Source organism: Arcobacter sp. CECT 8983 (assembly GCF_004118855.1).
Lineage (GTDB): Bacteria > Campylobacterota > Campylobacteria > Campylobacterales > Arcobacteraceae > Halarcobacter.
On the sequence record NZ_PDKF01000004.1, the window covers coordinates 606,524 to 629,201 of the forward strand.

General features: G+C 28.0%; 33 protein-coding genes. 24 read left to right on the forward strand and 9 right to left on the reverse strand.

Going from position 1 to position 22,678, the window contains the following annotated elements; all coding sequences use genetic code 11:
* Nucleotides 1-11: 11 nt before the first annotated feature.
* A complete protein-coding gene (locus tag CRV01_RS05845) occupies nucleotides 12-374 on the reverse strand; it encodes an HIT family protein (RefSeq protein WP_129007293.1) in 363 nt (120 codons plus the stop codon).
* Between the two features lie 341 nt (nucleotides 375-715).
* Between CRV01_RS05845 and rpmJ the strand changes: the two genes are divergently transcribed.
* The 16 genes from rpmJ to CRV01_RS05925 all read left to right on the forward strand — a co-directional run bounded on the left by rpmJ (nucleotide 716) and on the right by CRV01_RS05925 (nucleotide 14,154).
* Nucleotides 716-829 carry a 50S ribosomal protein L36 gene (rpmJ, locus tag CRV01_RS05850; RefSeq protein WP_114838802.1) on the forward strand — a complete coding sequence of 38 codons (114 nt, stop codon included), beginning with the start codon at nucleotides 716-718 and terminating at the stop codon, nucleotides 827-829.
* Nucleotides 830-832: 3 nt separating this feature from the next.
* Nucleotides 833-1,195, forward strand: a complete 363-nt coding sequence (gene rpsM / locus CRV01_RS05855; RefSeq protein ID WP_129007294.1) for a 30S ribosomal protein S13 — start codon at nucleotides 833-835, stop codon at nucleotides 1,193-1,195.
* A 12-nt stretch (nucleotides 1,196-1,207) separates the two neighbouring features.
* Nucleotides 1,208-1,600 carry a 30S ribosomal protein S11 gene (gene rpsK, locus CRV01_RS05860; protein ID WP_129007295.1) on the forward strand — a complete coding sequence of 131 codons (393 nt, stop codon included), beginning with the start codon at nucleotides 1,208-1,210 and terminating at the stop codon, nucleotides 1,598-1,600.
* 11 nt (nucleotides 1,601-1,611) lie between these two features.
* Nucleotides 1,612-2,238, forward strand: coding sequence for a 30S ribosomal protein S4 (rpsD, locus tag CRV01_RS05865; protein ID WP_129007296.1), 627 nt, complete (start codon nucleotides 1,612-1,614; stop codon nucleotides 2,236-2,238).
* Between the two features lie 15 nt (nucleotides 2,239-2,253).
* Nucleotides 2,254-3,252, forward strand: coding sequence for a DNA-directed RNA polymerase subunit alpha (locus CRV01_RS05870; RefSeq protein ID WP_129007297.1), 999 nt, complete (start codon nucleotides 2,254-2,256; stop codon nucleotides 3,250-3,252).
* Between the two features lie 14 nt (nucleotides 3,253-3,266).
* Entirely contained in the window at nucleotides 3,267-3,617 is a 351-nt protein-coding gene (gene rplQ, locus CRV01_RS05875) for a 50S ribosomal protein L17 (RefSeq protein ID WP_129007298.1), read from the forward strand.
* Between the two features lie 173 nt (nucleotides 3,618-3,790).
* Nucleotides 3,791-5,152, forward strand: coding sequence for an Asp-tRNA(Asn)/Glu-tRNA(Gln) amidotransferase subunit GatA (gene gatA / locus CRV01_RS05880; RefSeq protein ID WP_164970018.1), 1,362 nt, complete (start codon nucleotides 3,791-3,793; stop codon nucleotides 5,150-5,152).
* Nucleotides 5,153-5,171: 19 nt separating this feature from the next.
* Complete coding sequence (gene guaB / locus CRV01_RS05885; RefSeq protein WP_129007299.1) at nucleotides 5,172-6,617, forward strand: IMP dehydrogenase; 1,446 nt, start codon at nucleotides 5,172-5,174, stop codon at nucleotides 6,615-6,617.
* Nucleotides 6,618-7,244: 627 nt separating this feature from the next.
* Nucleotides 7,245-9,731 carry a hypothetical protein gene (locus tag CRV01_RS05890; RefSeq protein WP_129007300.1) on the forward strand — a complete coding sequence of 829 codons (2,487 nt, stop codon included), beginning with the start codon at nucleotides 7,245-7,247 and terminating at the stop codon, nucleotides 9,729-9,731.
* Entirely contained in the window at nucleotides 9,712-10,506 is a 795-nt protein-coding gene (locus tag CRV01_RS05895; RefSeq protein WP_129007301.1) for a hypothetical protein, read from the forward strand. Before CRV01_RS05890 ends, CRV01_RS05895 begins: the two co-directional genes overlap by 20 nt.
* The gene (locus tag CRV01_RS05900; RefSeq protein ID WP_129007302.1) at nucleotides 10,503-11,675 is read left to right on the forward strand and encodes a hypothetical protein; all 1,173 of its coding nucleotides are present in this window, start codon (nucleotides 10,503-10,505) and stop codon (nucleotides 11,673-11,675) included. Before CRV01_RS05895 ends, CRV01_RS05900 begins: the two co-directional genes overlap by 4 nt.
* Entirely contained in the window at nucleotides 11,672-12,199 is a 528-nt protein-coding gene (locus CRV01_RS05905; RefSeq protein ID WP_129007303.1) for a hypothetical protein, read from the forward strand. Before CRV01_RS05900 ends, CRV01_RS05905 begins: the two co-directional genes overlap by 4 nt.
* Nucleotides 12,196-12,882, forward strand: a complete 687-nt coding sequence (locus CRV01_RS05910; RefSeq protein ID WP_129007304.1) for a Fic family protein — start codon at nucleotides 12,196-12,198, stop codon at nucleotides 12,880-12,882. The genes CRV01_RS05905 and CRV01_RS05910 overlap by 4 nt, the downstream gene beginning before the upstream one ends.
* 78 nt (nucleotides 12,883-12,960) lie before the next feature.
* On the forward strand, nucleotides 12,961-13,401 hold the full coding sequence (locus CRV01_RS05915; RefSeq protein ID WP_129007305.1) for a GNAT family N-acetyltransferase: 441 nt from the start codon (nucleotides 12,961-12,963) through the stop codon (nucleotides 13,399-13,401).
* 286 nt (nucleotides 13,402-13,687) lie between these two features.
* Nucleotides 13,688-13,867: a hypothetical protein gene (locus CRV01_RS05920; RefSeq protein ID WP_129007306.1), complete on the forward strand. Its 180-nt coding sequence runs from the start codon at nucleotides 13,688-13,690 to the stop codon at nucleotides 13,865-13,867.
* Nucleotides 13,861-14,154 carry a type II toxin-antitoxin system RelE/ParE family toxin gene (locus tag CRV01_RS05925; RefSeq protein ID WP_129007307.1) on the forward strand — a complete coding sequence of 98 codons (294 nt, stop codon included), beginning with the start codon at nucleotides 13,861-13,863 and terminating at the stop codon, nucleotides 14,152-14,154. Before CRV01_RS05920 ends, CRV01_RS05925 begins: the two co-directional genes overlap by 7 nt.
* A 108-nt stretch (nucleotides 14,155-14,262) precedes the next feature.
* Here CRV01_RS05925 and CRV01_RS05930 read toward each other — a convergent pair whose 3' ends face one another.
* Nucleotides 14,263-14,898: a LysE family translocator gene (locus CRV01_RS05930; protein WP_129007308.1), complete on the reverse strand. Its 636-nt coding sequence runs from the start codon at nucleotides 14,896-14,898 to the stop codon at nucleotides 14,263-14,265.
* Nucleotides 14,899-15,137: 239 nt separating this feature from the next.
* Nucleotides 15,138-15,425, reverse strand: a complete 288-nt coding sequence (locus tag CRV01_RS05935) for a DUF3144 domain-containing protein (RefSeq protein ID WP_129007309.1) — start codon at nucleotides 15,423-15,425, stop codon at nucleotides 15,138-15,140.
* 150 nt (nucleotides 15,426-15,575) lie between these two features.
* Here CRV01_RS05935 and CRV01_RS05940 point away from each other — a divergent pair, with 150 nt between their 5' ends.
* Entirely contained in the window at nucleotides 15,576-15,782 is a 207-nt protein-coding gene (locus tag CRV01_RS05940; RefSeq protein ID WP_129007310.1) for a hypothetical protein, read from the forward strand.
* A 13-nt stretch (nucleotides 15,783-15,795) separates the two neighbouring features.
* Here the strand turns inward: CRV01_RS05940 and CRV01_RS05945 are convergent, their stop codons facing one another.
* Complete coding sequence (locus tag CRV01_RS05945; protein ID WP_129007311.1) at nucleotides 15,796-16,107, reverse strand: hypothetical protein; 312 nt, start codon at nucleotides 16,105-16,107, stop codon at nucleotides 15,796-15,798.
* Nucleotides 16,108-16,250: 143 nt separating this feature from the next.
* Here CRV01_RS05945 and CRV01_RS05950 point away from each other — a divergent pair, with 143 nt between their 5' ends.
* From CRV01_RS05950 to CRV01_RS05970, 5 genes are all read left to right on the forward strand, one after another.
* On the forward strand, nucleotides 16,251-16,676 hold the full coding sequence (locus tag CRV01_RS05950) for a hypothetical protein (protein ID WP_129007312.1): 426 nt from the start codon (nucleotides 16,251-16,253) through the stop codon (nucleotides 16,674-16,676).
* Nucleotides 16,677-16,785: 109 nt separating this feature from the next.
* Nucleotides 16,786-17,115 carry a hypothetical protein gene (locus tag CRV01_RS05955; protein ID WP_129007313.1) on the forward strand — a complete coding sequence of 110 codons (330 nt, stop codon included), beginning with the start codon at nucleotides 16,786-16,788 and terminating at the stop codon, nucleotides 17,113-17,115.
* Nucleotides 17,116-17,144: 29 nt separating this feature from the next.
* Nucleotides 17,145-17,405, forward strand: coding sequence for a GIY-YIG nuclease family protein (locus CRV01_RS05960; protein WP_129007314.1), 261 nt, complete (start codon nucleotides 17,145-17,147; stop codon nucleotides 17,403-17,405).
* 10 nt (nucleotides 17,406-17,415) lie between these two features.
* Complete coding sequence (locus CRV01_RS05965; protein WP_129007315.1) at nucleotides 17,416-17,997, forward strand: pseudouridine synthase; 582 nt, start codon at nucleotides 17,416-17,418, stop codon at nucleotides 17,995-17,997.
* 60 nt (nucleotides 17,998-18,057) lie between these two features.
* Nucleotides 18,058-18,702 carry an adenylate kinase gene (locus tag CRV01_RS05970; protein ID WP_129007316.1) on the forward strand — a complete coding sequence of 215 codons (645 nt, stop codon included), beginning with the start codon at nucleotides 18,058-18,060 and terminating at the stop codon, nucleotides 18,700-18,702.
* A gap of 26 nt (nucleotides 18,703-18,728) precedes the next feature.
* On the opposite strand, the gene CRV01_RS05975 is transcribed toward CRV01_RS05970, so the two are convergent.
* A complete protein-coding gene (locus CRV01_RS05975) occupies nucleotides 18,729-19,103 on the reverse strand; it encodes a hypothetical protein (protein ID WP_129007317.1) in 375 nt (124 codons plus the stop codon).
* The gene (locus CRV01_RS05980; protein ID WP_129007318.1) at nucleotides 19,104-19,550 is read right to left on the reverse strand and encodes a hypothetical protein; all 447 of its coding nucleotides are present in this window, start codon (nucleotides 19,548-19,550) and stop codon (nucleotides 19,104-19,106) included.
* 83 nt (nucleotides 19,551-19,633) lie between these two features.
* On the opposite strand from CRV01_RS05980, the gene CRV01_RS05985 reads away from it, so the two are divergent.
* Entirely contained in the window at nucleotides 19,634-19,951 is a 318-nt protein-coding gene (locus CRV01_RS05985; protein WP_258238328.1) for a cupin domain-containing protein, read from the forward strand.
* Between the two features lie 35 nt (nucleotides 19,952-19,986).
* Here the strand turns inward: CRV01_RS05985 and CRV01_RS05990 are convergent, their stop codons facing one another.
* Both CRV01_RS05990 and CRV01_RS05995 read right to left on the reverse strand, forming a co-directional pair.
* The gene (locus CRV01_RS05990; protein ID WP_129007320.1) at nucleotides 19,987-20,886 is read right to left on the reverse strand and encodes an MBL fold metallo-hydrolase; all 900 of its coding nucleotides are present in this window, start codon (nucleotides 20,884-20,886) and stop codon (nucleotides 19,987-19,989) included.
* 117 nt (nucleotides 20,887-21,003) lie between these two features.
* Nucleotides 21,004-21,423, reverse strand: a complete 420-nt coding sequence (locus tag CRV01_RS05995; protein WP_129007321.1) for a peptidylprolyl isomerase — start codon at nucleotides 21,421-21,423, stop codon at nucleotides 21,004-21,006.
* 146 nt (nucleotides 21,424-21,569) lie between these two features.
* On the opposite strand from CRV01_RS05995, the gene CRV01_RS06000 reads away from it, so the two are divergent.
* Complete coding sequence (locus CRV01_RS06000) at nucleotides 21,570-22,130, forward strand: TIGR00730 family Rossman fold protein (protein ID WP_129007322.1); 561 nt, start codon at nucleotides 21,570-21,572, stop codon at nucleotides 22,128-22,130.
* Nucleotides 22,131-22,144: 14 nt separating this feature from the next.
* On the opposite strand, the gene CRV01_RS06005 is transcribed toward CRV01_RS06000, so the two are convergent.
* On the reverse strand, nucleotides 22,145-22,639 hold the full coding sequence (locus tag CRV01_RS06005) for a flavodoxin (protein ID WP_129007323.1): 495 nt from the start codon (nucleotides 22,637-22,639) through the stop codon (nucleotides 22,145-22,147).
* Nucleotides 22,640-22,678 lie beyond the last annotated feature (39 nt).

Sequence of the window (22,678 nt, forward strand, 5' to 3'; positions counted from 1 at the left end):
GCAAAATGTGACTAAGAATTTAATTTGTTTAGTAATCTCTTTGTAAATTCATCAAAAGATGGAAGAGATAAATTTGCTTCTCTTTGTTTCTTCCCCCACATTGGTTCAGGGAAATAAGAGTCTTCTTTAAATCTAGCCATTATATGAAAATGTACATGTGGTACATAATTTCCAAAAGAAGCTATATTTATTTTTTCTGGAGTGTAATATTCAAGCATATGTTTTTCTATAATATCTAGACATCTAAATATTTCAGTTTTTGTTTTATTATCACATTGTGAAAACTCTTTTATATTTTCATTTGTAAAAATAATAAGCCATGGAATTTCACTTTTTTCTACTTTTATATTTATTAAGTCATTTTTATATATCATTGTTTTCTCACTAGTTAAATTGTAAATTAATACTAACATAGCCCTAATTAAACTATATTTAAGCAATAAATAACTATAATCCAAATCCATTTTTCCAACCATAGAGGAATTTTTTATAAAATTTTTGTGTTTTATAAAGAGTTGGGCAGAACCAGAAAAAAGCAAATAGCCCTTGTCTCAAACGAGATACAATGGTTGTTTAAGCTTGGCTCCGCCGATTTTTATTGCAATGCAATATATAAAAATCGGGGCGAACTACAAAAAAGCAAAGCAGTTTGCTTTTTTCAAGTGTAGTTCTTCCCTGTTGGAATGTGGTAATAAACACAAAAGAGGAATGACTGATGAAAGTTAGAGCTTCAGTAAAAAAAATGTGTGATAAATGTAAAGTTATCAAAAGAAAAGGTATCGTTAGAGTAATCTGCGAAAACAAAAAACATAAACAGAGACAAGGATAATCGATGGCAAGAATTGCAGGTGTTGATTTACCAAATAAAAAAAGAATGGAATATGCGTTAACGTATATTTATGGAATTGGTTTACATAACTCTAGATTAATCTTAGACGCTACTGGTATCTCTTATGATAAAAGAGCACACGAATTAACAGAAGACGAAGCAGCAGCAATTAGACAAGAAATCCAAAAGAACTATATGGTTGAGGGTGATCTTAGAAAAAAAGTTGCAATGGATATCAAATCTTTAATGGATTTAGGTTCATACAGAGGTTTAAGACATAGAAAAGGTTTACCTTGTAGAGGGCAAAAGACTAAAACTAATGCCAGAACAAGAAAAGGTAAAAAGAAAACTGTTGGTGCAGCATAAGAAGGATAACGAATGGCAAAAAGAAAAGTAACTAGAAAAAAAGTTGTAAAAAAGAATATTGCTGACGGTATCGTTCATATTGCAGCAACGTTCAATAACACTATGGTAACAGTAACTGACTCTGCTGGTAATGCAATCGCATGGTCAAGTGCAGGAAACTTAGGATTCAAAGGTTCTAAAAAATCTACTCCATTTGCAGCTCAACAAGCTGTTGAAGATGCAATGACTAAAGCTATGGAACATGGTATCAAAAATGTAGGTATTAAAATCCAAGGGCCAGGTTCAGGTAGAGATACAGCAGTTAAATCTGTTGGAGCTATAGAAGGTATTTCTGTTAAGTGGTTTAAAGATGTAACACCTTTACCACACAACGGTTGTAGACCTCCTAAAAGAAGAAGAGTGTAAGGAGTATAGGTATGGCAAGATATAGAGGACCAAGAGAAAAGATTGAAAGAAGATTGGATGCAGACCTTGGATTAAAAGGTGAAAGAAGACTTAACGGAAAATCTGCATTAGAGAAAAGACCATATGCTCCAGGACAACATGGACAAAGAAGAACTAAGATTTCTGAGTATGGTTTACAACTAAGAGAAAAACAAAAAGCTAAATACTTCTATGGTGTATCTGAAAAACAATTCAGAAAATATTTCAAAGAAGCTGCAAGAAGAGATGGTAATACAGGGGCAAACCTTATTACATTAATCGAGCAAAGATTAGATAACGTTGTATTTAGAATGGGATTCGCTTCAACTAGAGCGAGTGCAAGACAATTTACAACTCATGGACATATCCTAGTTGATGGTAAGAAAGTTGATATTCCTTCTTACGTTGTTAAACCAGGACAAAAAATTGAGATTAAAGAAAAATCTAAATCTAACCCACAAATCGTTAGAGCATTAGAATTAACTAACCAAACTGGTATGGTTGAATGGGTTGATGTAGATAAAGATAAAGTATTCGGAATTTTTACAAGAATCCCAACAAGAGAAGAAGTTGTTATTCCTGTTGAAGAAAGATTAATCGTAGAGTTATATTCTAAATAATAAATAAGGTTAGCTATGAAAAAATTTGCAGACACACCGTTTTTACCAACAGAAGTTGAGATAGAAGCTATCAGTGATAATGAGGCTAAAATATCAGCATATCCATTTGAAAGTGGTTTTGCAATTACTTTAGCACACCCTTTAAGAAGACTTCTTCTTTCTAGCTCGGTTGGATACGCTCCAATCGCAGTTAAAATCGAAGGAGCTTCACATGAGTTTGACTCATTAAGAGGAATGCTTGAAGATATAGCTATTTTTATAATTAATCTAAAAAATATTAAGTTTAAAATCAATGGTGATGAAGATCAAGTTGTAGTTGAATACTCTTTTGATGGACCAAAAGAAATCAAAGGTGAAGACTTAGTAAACTCTGATGTAGAAGTAGTTTCTCCAGATGTTCACTTAGCAACTATCAACTCTGATTGTAACTTAACTTTCTCTGTTATTATTCAAAGAGGTATTGGTTATATGCCTTCTGAAGATATTAGAGAAATCGTAGGATCAGATTATATTCCAATTGACGCTTTCTTTACACCAGTAAAAAAAGTTGTTTACGATATTGAAAAAATGTTAGTTGAAGATAATCCTAACTTTGAAAAAGCTGTATTTAATGTACAAACAAATGGACAAATTACTCCAATTGCTGCTTTTAAAGAAGCAGTATCTGTTATGTACTCTCAAATGTCAGTATTTAACAAAGTATTTGATTTATCTGAAGTAACAGTTAGCGATGCTGGTGAAGAACCAGTTGAGTTAAAAGATTTAATTGTAAAAATTGATGATTTAAATTTAAGTGCTAGATCTTTCAACTCTTTAGATAGAGCTGGATTAAAATTCTTAGGTGAACTAGTACTTATGAGTGAAGTAGAAGTAAAAAATATTAAAAATCTTGGAAAAAAATCTTTTGATGAAATCTCAGAGAAATTAGAGTCTTTAGGTTTCCCAATTGAGAATACACTTCCAGAAAATGTTGCATCGGCTTTAAGAAGAAAGCTTGAGCAACTTAAAGCATAATTTAAGGGTTTGATATGAGACATAAGCACGGATATAGAAGATTAAACAGAACATCTTCTCATAGAAAAGCATTACTAAAAAACTTAGCAATCGCTTTAATCGAAAGAGAGAAGATTGAAACAACTGTACCAAAAGCAAAAGAGTTAAGAAGATATATTGAGAGATTAGTTACAACTTCTAGAAATGCTGATTTTAACACTCACAGAGCTGTTTTCAAAGCATTACAACATAAAGAAGCTACTAAAAAACTAATTAATGAAATTGCACCAAAATACGAAGGTAGAAATGGTGGATATACTTCAATAATTAAAACAAGAATTAGAAGAGGTGATGCTACTCAAATGGCATTCATTTCTTTTGTTTAATCTTTAAATAGATTAACTACTCTTCAAAAGGCAGAAGTCATTGACTTTTGCCTTTTTTTATTTCTAAAAAATTATACTTTTTAAATATCAAAATTTCATTTACCAGATTTTAATCATTTTTTTTATATAATGGCGCGTTATACTATATATTTGTAAAACTCTAGGAGAAACATTTGATAACTCTAAAAGAAGCACTAAAATTAAATAGTGATGAATTAAAGAAGCTTAAAGAGGATTTGGCTTCTAAAGTAAAAGAGAGTAACATTGGTGCTTACGTGGAACAGCTAACAAATACTGATATAACAGATTCAAGCAATGGTGTTCCAATTGCTATAAAAGATAATATAAATGTTAAAAATTGGGAAATTACTTGTTCAAGTAATATTCTAAAAGGATATAAATCACCATACAATGCAACTGTAATTAACAAGCTTGAAGAAGCTGGATTATGTGCATTTGGTAGAACAAACATGGATGAGTTTGCCATGGGAAGTTCTACAGAATCTTCTTGTTATGGTAAAACTTTAAATCCTATTGATAATACAAAAGTTCCTGGAGGAAGTTCTGGTGGTTCTGCTGCAGCTGTTGCTGGTGGAATTGCTATTGCTGCACTTGGTACTGACACAGGTGGAAGTATTAGACAACCAGCAGCTTACTGTGGTGTTGTTGGTATGAAACCTACTTATGGAAGAGTTTCAAGATATGGTATTACTGCATACTCTTCATCTTTGGATCAATGTGGTCCTATCACTCAAAATGTAGAAGATGCTGCTATTTTATATGATATTATTTCAGGAAATGATCCAATGGATTCTACTTCTTCAAATATTGATTATGAAGCCGTTGCTCCAAAACTTGATGGAGATAGAAAATTAACAATTGCAGTTATTGATAGTTTTGTAGAACAAGCAAGTCCAGCTATTCAAGAAGGATATAAAAAAGCTATAAAAGCTTTTGAAGATGCAGGACATACAATTGTTCACAAAAATATGTTAGATACAAGTAAAATCCTTTCATCTTATTATATCGTTGCTACAGCAGAAGCTAGTGCGAACCTTTCAAGATTTGATGGTGTTAGATATGGAAATAGAAAAGGTGAGGGTGGATTAAAAGATATGTACACTCAAACAAAATCACAAGGATTTGGTGAAGAGGTACAAAAAAGAATTATGCTTGGTTCTTTTGTTTTAAGTTCTGGTTATTATGATGCATATTATATTAAAGCTCAAAAAGTTAGACATCTAATTAAAGATGAATATGAAGCAATTTTCAAAGATGCTGACTTAATCCTTTCTCCAGTAGCTCCAACAACAGCTCCTGAGTTTGGAAGCTTTAAAACATCACTTGAAATGTATTTAAGTGATATATATACTATTTCTGTAAACCTAGCAGGATTACCTGCAATTTCATTACCTGTTTCAAAAGATGAAACTGGTATGCCAGTTGGATTACAGTTAATTGGAAAAGCTTATGATGAGCAAACTGTGTTTGATGGTGCTTTAGCGTTAGAAAAAGCTGTAAATTATACAAAATAGATATTCAATAGGGGTTATTATGAGAATTAGAAAAAAAGCGTTAACATTTGAAGATGTTTTATTAGTACCAGCAAAATCTGAAGTACTACCAAAAGAAGTTTGTATTAAAACAAAATTAACAAAAAATATTGAATTGAATATTCCTTTTGTATCTGCTGCAATGGATACAGTAACTGAATACCAAGCTGCAATTGCTATGGCAAGACTTGGTGGTATTGGAATTATTCATAAAAACATGGATATAGAATCTCAAGTATTACAATGTAAAAAAGTTAAAAAAAGTGAGTCTGGAATGATTATTGACCCTGTAACAATTACTCCAACTCAAACTCTACAAGATGCAGAAGATATTATGGCATCTTATAAAATCTCTGGTGTTCCAGTTGTAGATGAAAATAATAAATTATTAGGTATTTTAACAAACAGAGATATGAGATTTACTAAAGATTATAGTGAATTAGTTAAAGATAAAATGACTGATATGCCTTTAATTACAGGAGTAGAAGGTACTACTTTAGAAGAAGCTGCTGATGTAATGCATAAAAATAAGATTGAAAAATTACCAATTATTGATAATGCAGGTTTCTTAAAAGGTCTTATTACAATTAAAGATATCAACAAAAAAAGAGAATATCCAAATGCAAGTAAAGATGAATTTGGAAGACTTAGAGTTGGTGCTGCAATTGGTGTAGGACAAATGGATAGAGCAACTGCACTTGTAGAAGCTGGTGTTGATGTTTTAGTTTTAGATTCAGCTCACGGACATTCAAAAGGTATCTTAGATAGTGTTAAAGCTATTAAAGCACAATTAGATGTAGATGTTATTGCTGGAAATGTTGCAACAGCTGAAGCAACTGCTGATTTAATTGCAGCAGGTGCTGATGCAGTTAAAGTAGGTATTGGACCTGGTTCTATTTGTACAACAAGAATCGTTGCAGGTGTTGGTGTTCCTCAGATCTCTGCTATTGATGAGTGTTCTGCTGAAGGTGCTAAACATGGTGTACCTGTTATTGCTGATGGTGGTATTAAATACTCTGGTGATGTTGCAAAAGCACTTGCCGTTGGTGCATCTGCTTGTATGATGGGTTCTGCATTAGCAGGAACTGATGAGTCTCCAGGTGAAGTAGTATTATTCCAAGGAAGAAAATTCAAAACTTATAGAGGAATGGGTTCTATTGGAGCTATGACTAAAGGAAGTAATGATAGATATTTCCAAGAAGGAACTGCTGCTGATAAACTTGTACCAGAAGGTATTGAAGGTAGAGTTGCTTATAGAGGAAGTATAAAAGATATTATTCATCAAATGGTTGGTGGATTAAGAGCTTCTATGGGTTACTTAGGATCTAAAGATATTCCTACATTCCAAGAGAAAGCTGAATTTGTAGAGATTACATCTGCTGGACTTAAAGAGTCTCATGTGCATGATGTAACTATTACGAATGAAGCTCCTAATTACCACGTTTAAAAGTGATGTTATAAACATCATCTTTTAAACTTATTCTGCGTTGAAGATTGATTTTTTATTCTCATGTACTTTGTGTACACTCCGAGAAAAAATCAATCTTCGCCTTGACTAAATCTAAAATCTACTATTTCTAACATCACTTTTAGATTCCATTGAGTTTTTTATCTGATATCAGTACACTTTGATAAGATATCAGATGATTTCTCAATATCTTAACAATCAGATCATTTAAAAAATTATATCCAATATAAATGACAGTAAAAAATATTACATATTGAAATATATTATTTTATATTTTATTAAAATATGCCTATTTATAGGATTTTATCTAACTTAATATTATAACATTGAAATGTATTCCTATTAAGTGATTTTATGGGCAATTAATATATAATGTATTACTAATAAATAGTTAGACAAATACAATAAAGTAAACTTCTTAAGTATATTTGATATAATATATATTAATATAAAACTTATAAGACTGCAAAAGGATAGAAAATATTAAATAAAATAATTTTATTAAATAGTGCAAAATATCATAAAGCAGTTATATCATTTGATGATGTAGATTCTATTCAGATTGTTGGTAAAAATAATATTGGTAAAACATCGCTAATTAGTGTATTGAATTTTTTATATATGCCAAATCAAAATGATTGGAACTTTGATCATAATCCACTGATGACATTAAAGTATTATTTTAAAAAGTTAGATAAAAACTATATCATTTTTGAAATATTTAAAAATAGTTACTTTTGTATTTTAATAAAAAGAAATGATAACAATAAACTTGAATATTATAAGATTAACTCTTCTTATGATGATATTGAAAATAGCTTTTTTGAAAAACGAGAAGATGGTAATCTTCTTTTAGATTTTGAAACGATACAATCTAATTTGATAGAAAATATAGAAGAGCTAGATTTAAATAAATTTAAAGCACTATTATACGGTAAATCAAAAAGAGAAAAAACTATTATTTGGTTAAACGATAATAGTACACAAAAAACATTTAGCAAAATTTATAAATATCTATTGAATACAAAGTTGATTTCTAATGAAAAAGTGAAAGAATCACTTTTAATAGCTGATAAAAAGCATGAAGAGATAAGAGAATTTACCACTAGTGACAATCAAAAGATAGAAGATATTAAAAGGCACCAAAATTATATTGGTAAGTTAAAAAGTATTAAAAAAGATTTTTTTGAATTTAAAGATAAGGTTGAAGAATATTATATTAAAAACGAGAACCTCAATAGTTTTTATCTAAGCTTCAATACTCTTTATAATGAAGAGTTTAATAGAGTTATTCAAGAAAAAAATACTTTAATACTAGCCGTGGAAAATACTCAATCAGAACAAATTAAACCACTTGAAAAAGAAAAATCTGATCTTGATATAAAATTTGGTACTTGCTTAGCAAATATACAAAGTGTAATAAAAAACCATACTAATAAAGAACAAGAAATATTAAAAATAGAAAAATATGATTCAATTGAATTATTACAAGCTTCATTACAAAATATCGAAACAGAAAAAAAGAACTTAGAATATGATTTATCCCAAATAGAAAGAGAGAACTATACTCAAGAAAAGATACAAGGACTTATATCTAAACAAAAAACAGATATAGATCAACTAGAAGCTCAAATAAATAACTTTGAAAACCTATTAATACACCATATCGCAGAAGATGAGAAAATAAAAAAAGTCATCAACAATGTAGTCTCTGATAAGATTTTAAATTTGGATAAAGAAAAAATTATCTCTATCATTAGAAGTGTAGATGAAAATATTTTAAATATTTTTGATGGAAAAATTGATATATCTAATATAAAAGAAAGAGATTTTATAACTATAGATAGTTTAAATACCCAATTACAAAAGACTAAAAAAGAGTTAGAAAAATATACATCTATACACACAAATATTCAAAATTTTAATGATAAACAAAATATATTAAAACAATTAGAAAAAGATATAAAAACTATAAACTCACAAATTGAAGAGATTGAAAAGTTACCAAAACTTAAAGAAGAGTTATTAAAGTTTGAAAACGAAAAGAAAAAATTAGAAGATGAAAAACAGGATATAGAAAAAGAGAAAGAAAAATTAAAAAAGCAAATTGAAGAAATTAAAGCTTCTATTGAAGAGAAAAATAAAACTATTAAAAACTATGAAGAGCGATTAAAAACTTTAGAGATTTACTATAAAGGTTTTGAGGATGAATTACAGAACTTGCAATTAAATTTTAAGGATGAAAAACCTGATAAATCAATTGATGATTTAGTCACTAATATAAAGACTTTGAAAACAACTTTATATACTTTAAAAAGTAAAAAAGATAGTGAATTTTTTAAATTAAAAAATATTTTACAAAAAGAACACTCTTACGAAAAGGAATTTATAAAAGAGATTGAAGAGGAGTTGTCTTCTATCAAAGATAGGCAAAACTCAATCGATACACTTATTGATTCTATAACCAATGATATTAGTAAACCTACTAGTGATTTTTTAAAACATTTGGAACAATTTGAAGGCTATATCTCATCCATAAATACCAAATTTAAAAAATATAAAATATCTGATTTAGAGTCAATCGAGATTAAACTTCATCCAAATAAAATTTTAATCAATGAATTAAAACTAATATCAAATATAGACAAAAACACTCTTTTTCAAGATGATTATAATCAAAAAATAGAGATTTTAAAAGAGTATATTGGTAAATCTAAGAAGTTTCATTTATCTGATCTATTTGATATAAATTTTATAATCAATGGGAATGTGGCAAACCTAAATAAACAAACTGAATCAAATGGAACGGATAGAATACTTAAAGTTACACTTTTTATTTTAATAATGAGAGATTTAATCGTTCAGGATAGTGATAATAAATTAGTAATTTATATAGATGAACTAGGTGAAGTTGATGATGATAATATTTATGAGCTAATTAAAAGATGTAAAGAAAATAACTTTATTCCAATATTTGCAGCCCCTGACAAAAAGCCACATATTGATAAATATTATGACTTGATCGAAGATAGCAGTACAAAAAAAATTACAGTTGATGATAGTAGGGCAATTTATGTCAAAGATAGAGTTTGAATTTTATACTAAATTAAAAAATAATCGAATGGCAAAAAAGCCAATTCCTACAACAATAAAGAACTCTTCTATTTTCAAAAGTTTAGTTAATTCAAAAATTATTGAGCCTATACAAAGGGGAAAAGGTTATATTAAAATATTAAATGAAAAAAAATTTAATGTATTTTATTTGAAAAAATTTCCAAACCCAGGTTGTGAAATAAAAACAGAAATTGATAATCAAAAAAAATTTAAAAATACAAAATCAACCCATATTGAAAAAGATAGAGTTATTTTTATTCGTGGATTTAAAGATATTGTAATTAATGATAAAAAGACAGATTTAAACCAAATTACATCTGAGCATAAGCTTTTTAGCACAATCTTACAAAACCTTACGACTCAAAAACTATGCTTTGTAGAAAACTTAGAGCCTTTTTTAAACATTGAAAAACTATTGGGGAAAGATTATATTTATGTTCACTTTTACGGTAGATTTCCAAAAAAAGAGATACTTGAAAAAATAGCGTGTGAAGAGTATTTGCATTTTGGGGATTATGATTTTGTAGGACTTAGTGAATATTTAAAAGCAAATACAGTTTATAAAAATGCCAAACTATATATCCCTGATAACTTTGAGCATTTATTTGATGAGTATTCAACCCCAAGAAAAAAGAAAGACACTATTTACAAAAATATAAAAGAAACACATAATCAAGAAGTGATTTATATAGTAAACAAAATTAAAAATAGCAATAAAATCTTAGAGCAGCAAATTATAATGGATAAGTTATGATTGATCCAAAAAAAATATTAAGATTTTTAGAAGAGTATTTTGATGAAATCAAAACTATATATAAAATTAATAAACAAAATGGGGTGATACTTAAAGAAGAGTGCGAAACTATTTTTAATAGTAGTAATGTATTGATTGATAACTTAATAGAATATGAGATAATCGAGCAAAGAGTTGATGATACTTTTACACTTAATGAAACTTATGGTGGTTTTATCTCTTTTTTACTAGATGATTTTTCTCTTGATATGCCAGAACAGATTGAAAAATATTATAAGTCATTGGATTCTTTATATAGAAAATTGAAAGTCTCAAACAATAAAAATGAAACTATAAAAACAATAGAAGCATTAAATGATGAAATAAATAAATTTGAAAATCAATTACGAAAAAACATTACTAAGCTAATAAAAGAAACCAAATATATAAAAGCAAATAATCAAAAACTTGATTATCCCAAAAAACTTCAAAAGGCTTCACAGCTTACAACAACTTATATTGAGCCATTAAATATTATTTTGCAGAACCATAGTGAATCCATTTTATATATTATTGATAATATTATTGACGAATCTAGTAAACAAAGATTTAGCAATAATGATGAAAATTTAAAAAAGATTTATACAAAACTTTATAATACATATTATCAAACTAAAAAAGAGATACTGAATCAAAATAGACTTTTAATAAATGAAGTTATACCACTGCTTGATAGAATAAAATCAGGTAGCGATATTCTAACAGGTTTTATTAACTTCTTAAATAACAATACTGCATATAATGTACCTGTCCTTTTGGATAAACAAAGGGATAAAACATATTCAACAAATGCAGAATATGAAGCACAAAATGTTTGGGAGGGATATATCGGTATAAACGAAGATGTCATTATTTCCAAGACACCACCTTTAGAAAATATTTGGATTTATGATAAACAAAAATATAAAAATAAAATGCTTAAGTCCTTGCCGATAGAAAACTTTTATATTTGGATATATGAAGAGTTGAGAGATGAATTGGATATAATTCAAAGTAAAAACTTCTTAGATTTATCAAAATTAATTTTTGATAAAGATATAGAAATTGAATACACAAATCAAAGAATAGATATAGATTTAGCAGATAAAATTATAAATGTACCAACTATTAAAATTAGGAGTTTAAATTGAATTATCCAACTAAACATTATGAAATTGTACAAAACCTACTAAACGGTAAATTTATTTTACATAAAGATGAAATCTTTGATATAGTGTCAGGTAATTATGATTTTTATAAAATGTTTTTTAAAAAAAGTTTTAAATATGACCTAATTAAAACATCGGAAGTAATATATTTAGCTTCAGATAATACAAGTGAAAAGTTTTCAAGAAATTTAATGTTAGTTTTGGCTATTTTAGTGGATTACATTAATCTGCAAGGGAAAGATATATACGAAGAGCTTTATAAAAGTTATAAAATCAGTGAAATCGAAAGTATAATTAAAAATTCAAGTTATAAAAGTGTATGTCGAAATATCGTAATAGAACAATTATTCAAAAATGATTGTCAAAAACGCAATATTATTAACTATAATAGTGAATATGATACATTTCAATTTACTAGTGCAATAAATGTTTTTTTAGAACAAGCAAAAGATATATCAAAAATGAATTACATTGAAGAGGAAGAAGGACAAAAAGAGTTAATATGAAAAAACTAAACGAACTAACACTAAAACAAAGAGAAGAACTTTTTAGACAATTAAGAATATCAATCACACACCACTCAAACGCAATGGAAGGAACAACATTATCGTACGGTGAAACGAAAGAGTTATTAGAGCTTGGTCACACTGCAGGACATAAACCATTAGGTGAACAGCTTGTAATCTTAGGTTTTGCAAAAGCTTATGATGTCATAGTTCGTGAAGCTACAAATAAAGAAAATGTTATTGACAGTAGCTTTATAAAAGATATACATGCCATTATGTTTGAGGATGCTTTAAAAGTAGCACCTCAATATGTATCTAAACCAATAGGAGCATATAGATTAGATGAGCGATACATCAAAGGTGTAGATATAAAATTATCTTTACCACATATGATTTCAAACGATATTGAAAATTTATTATATAGATTTCAAAGTAATCAAATGAGTTTGCTAAATATATCAGAGTTCCATATATTATTTGAAAGAATCCATCCATTTGCAGATGGAAATGGAAGAGTAGGACGATTGATAATGGCATATCAAGCTATACAAAATAATATAGTTCCGCCACTTATTGAAAATGAACATAGAGATGGTTATCTACAAGCGATAAATGATAAAGATGATTTGTGTGAGTTTTTAGATAGAAGCATCTCTAAAAGCTTAAAATTGATAGATTTATAAGTAAATTGTATAACAAAACCTAGCACCGAATAGTATACTCTGTCGGTGAAGTCAACTATTATATTTAAAGAATGAATCATGAATATTCAAAAAGTTACAAAAGAAAATTATCAGGAATTAATCAATGTCTGGGAAGCTTCTGTTAGAGCAACACATAATTTTTTACCAGAGGGAAAAATTGCAGAGTTAAAACTTCTGATTTTGGAACAGTATTTTGATGCTGTTAATTTGCGTTGTTTTAAAGATAGTAACGATAAAATATTAGCATTTATTGGTGTTGCTGATTCGAAAATTGAAATGTTATTTGTAGATCCAGATTATATCGGTCAAAAAATCGGTCGAAAGTTAACTAAATACGCCATTGAGAATTTTGGCGCATCAAAAGTTGACGTAAACGAACAAAATCCCGATGCAATTGGTTTTTATCAGCGAATGGGATTTATTCAATCCGGTCGCTCTGTACTTGATGGACAAGGTAACCCATTTCCTTTAATAAACATGAAATTAAAGAAAATATAACAAATCAGAGGAGCCAATAAATTACTCTATGGGGAATTATCGACTCATATTAAATATTATACAAAAAACGATTCAAATGACATGGATGAAGCAGTACTAAAAGTAAAAATGCTGAACCCACCATTAGATGATGAAAATAATGATAAATATCATCATAAATTAAAAAGTGTATAGAAAAATATAAATTACCATTACCAAGCAAGGTATAATAAAACAATAAAATTAATATAATTTCAATTCACTACATTTATGTTATAATCAAAAATAAAATTCAATGGAGTTTATTATGACTGCACCAAAACAAGAAGCTAAAAAAGTTATTGATTCTTTGCCAGATGATTCATCTTATGATGAAATATTAAAAGAATTAGCTTTTGATAGAATGATTCAAAAGGGTTTAAAAGATTCAAAGGATAATAAAACCATTTCAAACGATGAAATGAAAAATAGAATCAAACAATGGTAAATATAAATTGGACAAATGAAGCAGAATTTTGGTTAAAAGATATTCATGATTATATAGCACTAGATAAAAAATCTATTGCTAAAAAAGTTGTCAATGAAATTTTTAATAAAGTTCAAATCTTACAATCTTTTCCAAAAATTGGATATGAATATCTAAATGATGAAAATAAAGAAATTAGAATACTCCTTTATGGGCATTATCGTATTGCTTATTTAATTAAAAATGAAAATACAATAGATATTTTAGGTGTATTTCATGGAGCATTAGATATTGAAAGGTATTTATAATCCATATCAAAACCTTAGAAAAAAAACAAAGATGTGCTTGTAATAGTTTAAAGTTTATCTTATAAACTAAGAAAAAAATAGATTTGAATTAGCAAGTATAAAATAGCTTTAATTTTGAGTATTTTTTATTTGCAATAAAGAAAAACCTAAACCTACAAATATTCCACCAGTAATCCTATGAAACCAAGTCATAAAGTTTTGTTTTTTAAACAATCCTTTTGTTGATTTTGCCGCAAAACCATAAATACAAAGAATAAAAAAAGAAAAAAACATAAATATTCCAGTCATAATAAAAAACTGAGGCGTAATGCTACTTTTTAGATTTAAAAACTGTGGAAAAAGTGCTATAAAAAATATTATTGGCTTGGGGTTTGTAACAGCCAAAAAGAAAGATTCTAAAAAAGTTTTTTTCAAACTTTTGTCTATCTTTATATTTTCATCTTTTTTTAGTTTTAAAGAAGATGCATTTTTAAACTGTTTTATTCCTAGATAAATCAAATATCCAGCTCCAACTATTTTTACAATCATAAATAAAGTTGAAGAAGTAAGTAAAATAATACCTAACCCAGAAATAGAAACAGAAGATAAAATAAATAAACCTAATATATTTGCAAAAGAAGATGTAGTAACTGTACGCATATCGTGCACTAATCCATTTGTAATAGCTAAAAAAACAGCAGGACCAGGACTAATTACATAAAAAAAAGCAACAATAGAATATAAAAAAAGTGTATGTAAATCCATAAGTATATCCTTGTATGGAATTTATTAAATTATAGCTAAATAATGTGATACTCAATATATTAATTGATTATTTTTTATATATAGTACCAATTGATTGAGCAAATTGTTTTTCTATTCCTTTTGGGTCTTTTTCTAATCCCTTTTTTATAGACTTTGAAAAATCATCTGGATAAACCTCTTCTTTATTTGCTTCTATTTAGAAAATCAAAAAGAGGAAAAAACTTCCCCTCTTTAACTAATTACTGAGGATTTTGTGAAAAATCATGTGTAACAGCAAAGTTATTTAAATGCTCTTCTAAAGCTAATTTATACTCATTTACAAAGTATTCCATTATCTTCTCTTTTTCTGCTAGCATATCTTCAGCACTATCAAATGATGTACATGTCATATACGTAGTAAATCTAGCTGAACCATACATAAGTGAAGCACTTACTTCACCTAATGTTAATCCTCTTTCTAATTGTTTATTTGCAACTTCAATATGTTCATCCGCTCTTTGTAAAAATTCATTTGTTTTTTCGCTCATAAAATTTCCTATTTTTTATTTGAATTATAGTGAAAGAATAGTTATAAAATGCATTTTTAGAAAAATTTATTTATTTTTTAAATGTTAAAATAAGTCTATTCTTTTATTAACTTTTTACTACAATACCAAACTTTAAATACAAGGCTACAAATGGCAAAAAGTCAAAACTCTAATAGTGTAAAAAGTTCAAAAGTAGATCTAATCAAATTAGGTAGTAATTCTACTCCAAAAGCTTTTTCAAAAGATACAACAGTAAAAGAACAAGTGGTAAATGCAAGAAAAGCTGCAAGTTTAAACAAAGCCAAAGCAAAGAAAAAAGCCAAAATGGCAAAGGCATCTAGAAAAAAAGCTAGATAGATTAGAAGTCTTTTTATCCTAAATCAAGGGGCATAAAATTTTTTTGAAGTTCTATGCTTGTATAAAGTTCATTCTCTTCTTCTAAAACTCTTTTTACCTTTACTTCAATAGCATTAAGAAACTCTTCTTTTGTATTGCAGTTTAAAGTATCTGCTGCAATAGTAGTTGCTTTATCTTTTATAGTTTCAAAACTTTCATCTTTTAAATTACTCTTTACTTTTAAGGCTATAGCATCTTTTATGCAGTCTTTATCGTATCCACACTCTTTAATATCAGCTCCAATTTTCTTGGCTTTTTCTTGTAGTATTTCAAAATATTCATCCATAATAATCCTTTAGAAAAAAGTAATTATAAAACAATAGTATAAAGAGTTTGTAAATATCAATATAAGTGAATTTTTTAATAAAATTGATAAAGCTTTTATTAAATTAGAAAACTCGCTATAATGCCTAAAATACAAGGACATATATGCCAAAAGGTAAAAAAACAGTTATTAAAGAAATTAAACTATTAGGAGAAAATGAAATCCTAATAAATGGAAAAGAATACATCATTCTTGAAACTACAGAAGACATTGAAACTGCAAAGACTATGAAAGTATCTTCAAATGGAAATAGAATCCTAAGATTTGAGGATGAAAACAAAAAAGCTAGAATTGATTTAAAAAGATCGATTGATATTATCAAAATAACTTTCAAAGATGAACAAAGAGCAAGAAAGTTTTTCAAAACAAAAGACAAAAAGTTAATCTTACCAGCAGATACAAAAGAGATTGTTGCAACTGCAAATTCTTTTATTCAAGCACGTTCTATAGTTTCTGATTATCAAGATAAAAAGAGTAAAAATTATGATAGCCAAATAGGTATTCATACTTTTTATTTATTTGAAGAGTAGGTTTAATATCAATTCAAATTGCAGTTTGCAATCTTTTTTAGACTTCACTTTTTTTTCTTATATAATTTATAAAATAAAATAGAGGTTTTACCTTATGAAGGAAAAAATAGTGAATGGAAATATAGAAGTTACATATAAAATAGTAAATGACAAAGATTTAAATCTAACTCTTAGTTTGCAAGAGCTTTTAAAAAATGAGAAGATAGTAAAGATTATCAAATCAGAGTTTGCTAAAGGTTTTAGAAATATTGATATTAAAACTGACCAAGAGTTAAATGATAAGTTCAAATTAGAGACTATAAAAGAGCATCATAGTTTTACTGTATCAAAAGATGATTTTGCAGATATTGTAAGTCTTGCAGAAGAAGATGCAACTACAAAAAAACTTCTTAAAAAAGACTCTTTTGTAGAACTTGTAGATATAAAGACTATAGAGTAAAATTTAAAAAAATACTTAGGAGTATATTGATGTCTTATTTTGTGTATATCTTAGAGTGTAGTGATAAGAGTTTATACACAGGCATTACAACTGATGTAAAAAAGCGTTTAGATGAACATAACACTTCAGAAAAAGGTGCAAAATATACAAAAGCTAGGCGTCCAGTAACACTTATATATTTTGAGAAATCTGAAAATAGAAGTAGTGCTTCAAAAAGAGAATATGAAATAAAAAAACTATCACGAACAAAAAAGCTACAACTAGTAGAGAAATTTAAAGTAAACAATTAGGAAATCATTAGTGAATAATACAGATAATACCTCTACTAAACTATTAGCTTTAAATAAGCCAAAGGGTTACGTAGTAACAAGGTCAGATGAACGTGGAAGAAAAACTGTTTATGATTTACTTCCTACTTGGGTATTTGAAAACGAGTGGATGCCAATAGGTCGTCTTGATTTAGAGTCTAAAGGCTTACTTCTTTTTACTCAAGATGGAAAAGTGGGAAATGCTCTAACTAAACCTGGAAATTGCAATAAGATATATGAAATCTGGGTAAGAGGTCATGTAACAGATGAGCATATTTTAACTGCAAAAAAGGGAGTTGAGAGTAAATATGGTTTACTAAAAGCCTTAAAAGTAGACAAAATAGGCTCAGGTGGAGCAAAAACAAAATTAAGAGTACAGATAGATGAGGGTAAAAATCGTCACATAAGACGTCTTTTTGGAAGTTTAAAAGACCCAAAATTTGGAACACCTCTTAAAGTATTAAATCTAACTAGAGTATCAATTGGAAGTTTTAATCTAGATTTAGAGAGTGGCAAGTGGCGTTATCTAAGCCTTGACGAAGAAAAACAGCTATTAGGTAAACTCTTGTATTAGCTGTTCTTAACGACTTTTTTTATACAATCACAACAACGAAACACACTAAGGAAATTGACTATGAATTTAATGGTATTTGGTGCACCTGGTGCAGGAAAAGGTACACAAGCTAAATTTTTAATTGAGAAGTATGATATCCCACAAATCTCTACAGGTGATATTTTAAGAGCAGCAATCGCTGATAAAACTGAAATGGGTATGGAAGCTAAGAAGTTTATGGATGAGGGGAAATTAGTTCCTGATTCAACAATCATTGGTATTATCAAAGATAGACTTGCAGAAGAAGACTGTAAAAAAGGTTTCATTCTTGATGGTTTCCCAAGAACTTTAGCTCAAGCAGAAGCTTTAAAAGAGTTAATGGCAAACATGAATATCTCTTTAGATAAAGTTATTTCATTAAACGTTCCAGATGAACTAATTGTAGGAAGAATCACTGGTAGAAGAGTTTGTCCAGATTGTGGAGCTTCATTCCACGTTGACTTTAACCCATCAAAAGAAGAGGGTAAATGTGACTACTGTGGTGGAGAATTAGTTATCAGAAAAGATGACAATGCTGAAACTGTAAAAAGTAGACTTGGTGCATACCATGAGCAAACTGCACCACTAATCAAATTCTATACTGACATGGGTGTTATGGTAGAACTTGATGGTACAAAAGATGTTAAAGACGTAACTGCTGATATGTTCGCATCTATCGAAGGATAACTCTTCATATAAAAGAGGTTGAATTTTCAACTTCTTTTATAAATCTCACTTAACTCAAAGTTAGATTTTTTCTCTAACTCTTCTATTCTTTTGATAAGCTCTTCTTGAGTTTGAAATTCACATTTTTGACAAATAGCTTCTATAAGTTTATATTTTGTTTGTGCAGTCCCATCAAGTTTTGATTTTTCTTGTTCTTTTTGTATCTCATTTCTTTTAGTAATAACTTTTTTAAGATATAAATCAACTGCTTTTAAATCAAGTACTCCATCAACCATAAACATATCTACATCGTTTAATATCAATGCAACTTTTTGTTTTAAAGTATCAAAGTTATAAAGAGTCTTATCTTTTATCAGCTCATCTATTTTTTGATCTATTTCTACAATATCATCAGTGTACATTTATTTACAAGCTTTATAGTTTTGAATTGCATAATAGATATTAGCAATAAGTGTAATAATCCATCCAATAATTGGAATAAAAAATAAAATACTACATACAAAGTGAATTAAAGTCGGTGTTGATTTTCCATATTCTTCTTCTCTTTTTTCATCCATTAAAGCAAATCTTGTTATTGCAGTTCCTATAAAACTAAAAAATAATGTTAGTAAAAGTGCTATGATAGCTTTAAATGTATTATCTTGTATTTGTTCAATCACAGGTTGGGTTATATTAAATACTGCAATAGCTTTATTATCTTGTGAAATATTAAAATCAACTGATTGTCCTACATATGGAGTTCCTTCACTTTGCCATTCATTTTTAATAAATGTATATCTCTCTCCATCTTGTGCTTTTATTGTATATAGATTGCCGTTTTTGTCAACACCTAAAATTTTACCTTCCATTTAAGACCTTTATAATAAAATAGGACATTATATAAAAAATAATATTATTTAGATATAAAATAAACTTATAATAAGGCATTAAAGTGTTAAATAATATCTTCGATGATATAAAAATAGATAAAGAAAATGAACAATTTATAGATTTACTAAATCACAAAAATGTAAGAATTGAAAGAATAGTTTCAAATGGACAGGCTTCTCCTGTAAATTTTTGGTATGAACAAGATGAAAGTGAGTTTGTTCTTTTACTAAAAGGAGAAGCTGTTTTAGAGTTTGAAAATAAAGAAATTGTTTTAAAAGAAGGTGCTTTTATAAATATTCCTTCAAAGCAAAAGCATAGAGTAAAGTACACATCAAAAGAATCTACTACTATTTGGCTAGCAGTTTTTTATAAAGATTAAAAAGTCTTGAGTAAATATTCCCCAAAGGGAATATTTTATTGATTTGCTTTTACTACACCATAAAAGATTTTTAAAAACTTTTCTGGTGGTAAAAAACCACCACCTAGTTTTTTATCATAATCAGCAAAAGGTTTTAATGCCACAATCTCTTCTAAGGTTTTGCCTTCAGAGATTAGTTTTTTCATTCTTTTATTAAGTTCTACAAGTGTATCTTTATAGTAAATTAACTCTTTTTTATTTGAAAGTTTACCATGACCTGGAATAACTTTTGTTTTGTCATCAATTCTACTTAAGATATAATCTACAGCTTTAATAATACCATCTACATCACCTTTACTTGATTCATCAATAAAAGGATAAAAACCATTGAAATAGATATCCCCTGTATGCACAACATTGGCATTTTCAAAGAATATAACACTATCTCCATCTGTATGTGCATTTTTTTGATATATTACTTCTATATTTTCATTATTCATTGAAAAGTTGATTTTGTCATTAAAAGTTATAGTTGGCAATCCTACCTTTGATAATGCAGGAACTGTTTTATTAAAAGCTTTTATAAAAGTATCTTCACTAAGTCTTTTTTTAACATTTTCATGGGCAACTATAGTCACTCCATCTTTACCTATATTTTCATTTCCATTTGTATGATCATAGTGCCAATGAGTATTTACTAAATATTTTATATTTTTTTGAGATAGCTTAGAAATTGCACCTTTTATTTTTTTGGTTAAAGGAGCAAATTGACTATCAATCATCAAAATACCATCTTTTCCAATTTGTACACCTATATTCCCACCTTGACCTTGAAGCATATAAATATTATTTGCTACTTTTGTTGTAGTAATTACAACTTCTTTTTTGTCATGATTATTGGCAAATAAGAGTGTTATAAAAAAGCTTAGTGCAAAAAATAGTTTTGTAAGTTTCATCTTAATCCTTTTAGAAAAATATAATTATAAATAATATTAACCAAAATAGAAAAGAGAAACTTTAAAATATAAAATTAGTATTTAAAGTAGATAAAACCTCCAAAAGGAGGTTTTATTTTATAATACAGAGTGAATAGTTACTTTAAAGTCTAAATCACAACCTGCAAGAGGGTGGTTATAATCAACTGTAACTTCATCTTTTGTTACTTCTGTAACAGTTGCTTTGATAATCTCACCATCTTCTCCATCTGCTTCAAGAACTAATCCTATTTCTAAATCAATTCCTTCAAAATCTGAAATTGGCAGTGTTTCTTTTAGTTTTGGATCATGTTCACCATAAGCATCTTTTGCCGCTACTTTGATATTTTTTGTTTCACCAGCTTCCATTCCTACAATACCTTTTTCAAGTCCTGCAATAATTTCACCTGTACCTTGAACAAATTTTATTGGTTCTTTGTCTATGTTGCTATCTATTACTTCATCATTTAATCTTACTTCATAAGACATAGATACAACACTATTTTTACCTATTCCCATAATAATCCTTATACGAGTTTCTAAGAACTAACTATACCTTAATAGAATAATTCTAAGGTAAAATAGAAATTGAGAACTTAGCGTTTATTACATTTTAAACTACTTTGTATATAATCTTTTTTTATATTTTGAAAAGGATAAATTATATGAAAGTAGCAGTATATTGTGGTTCAAGTAATGGAAACGAAGCTAAATATATAGAACAAACAAAAGCTTTAGGAAAATTTTTAGCACAAAATAATATTGATGTTGTTTATGGTGGTGGAAAAGTAGGGCTTATGGGAACTATTGCTGATTCTGTTATGGAACATGGTGGAAAGGTTTATGGAGTTATTCCAGAAAAACTAAAAAATAAAGAGTTAGCTCATACAGGAATTACTGATTTAAGAATAGTAAAAGATATGCATGAGAGAAAAGCAATGATGGCTGATTTAGCTGATGCTTTTATAACTCTACCAGGTGGAGCAGGAACTTTAGAAGAGATTTTTGAAGCATGGACTTGGGCTCAACTTGGTTATCACAATAAACCTTGTGCTTTTTATAATATAGATGGTTTTTATGATGATTTATTTAAAATGTTTGAAAAGATGACACAAAGTGGATTCTTAAAAGAAGAATATTTATCTATGCTTATAAATACTTCAAATTCACAGGAGTTAGTAGCTTCAATTAAAAACTACAAAGCTCCAAACGAAAAATGGCATTAAAAAAGAAGGTTCAATTAAAATGAACCTTCAATTTGTTTTACCCAAGCTTCAATTCTCTCATCTGTTAGTTCATCTTGATTAACATCATCAATAGCTAAACCAACAAACTCTCCATTTTCAACTGAATCACTTTCATCAAAATAATATCCATCAGCAGAGGTTCTTCCTACAACATTTCCTGCTTTTACGTATGCATAAAGATTTGCTAAAGCATTACAAAATGTATCTGAATAAGTTTCTTGATCTCCTAATCCAACTAAAGCAATAGTTTTAGAAGAAAAATCTATTTCTTGAAGGTTATTCTCAAAGTCTTCCCAATCAGCTTGTAAATCACCACTACCCCAAGTTGCAGAAGCAAGAATAAGTTTGTCATATTTTTCAAGATCTTCTTTTGAAGAGTCTGCGATATTATGAAGTTCTACCTCTTTTGAGAAAGCACTTTTTATTTTTTCGGCTACTTCTTCCGTAGTTCCTGTATCACTACCATAAAATAATCCAATTGTTTCCATGACAATATCCTTCTTAATTTATTTGTACTAAATAATATA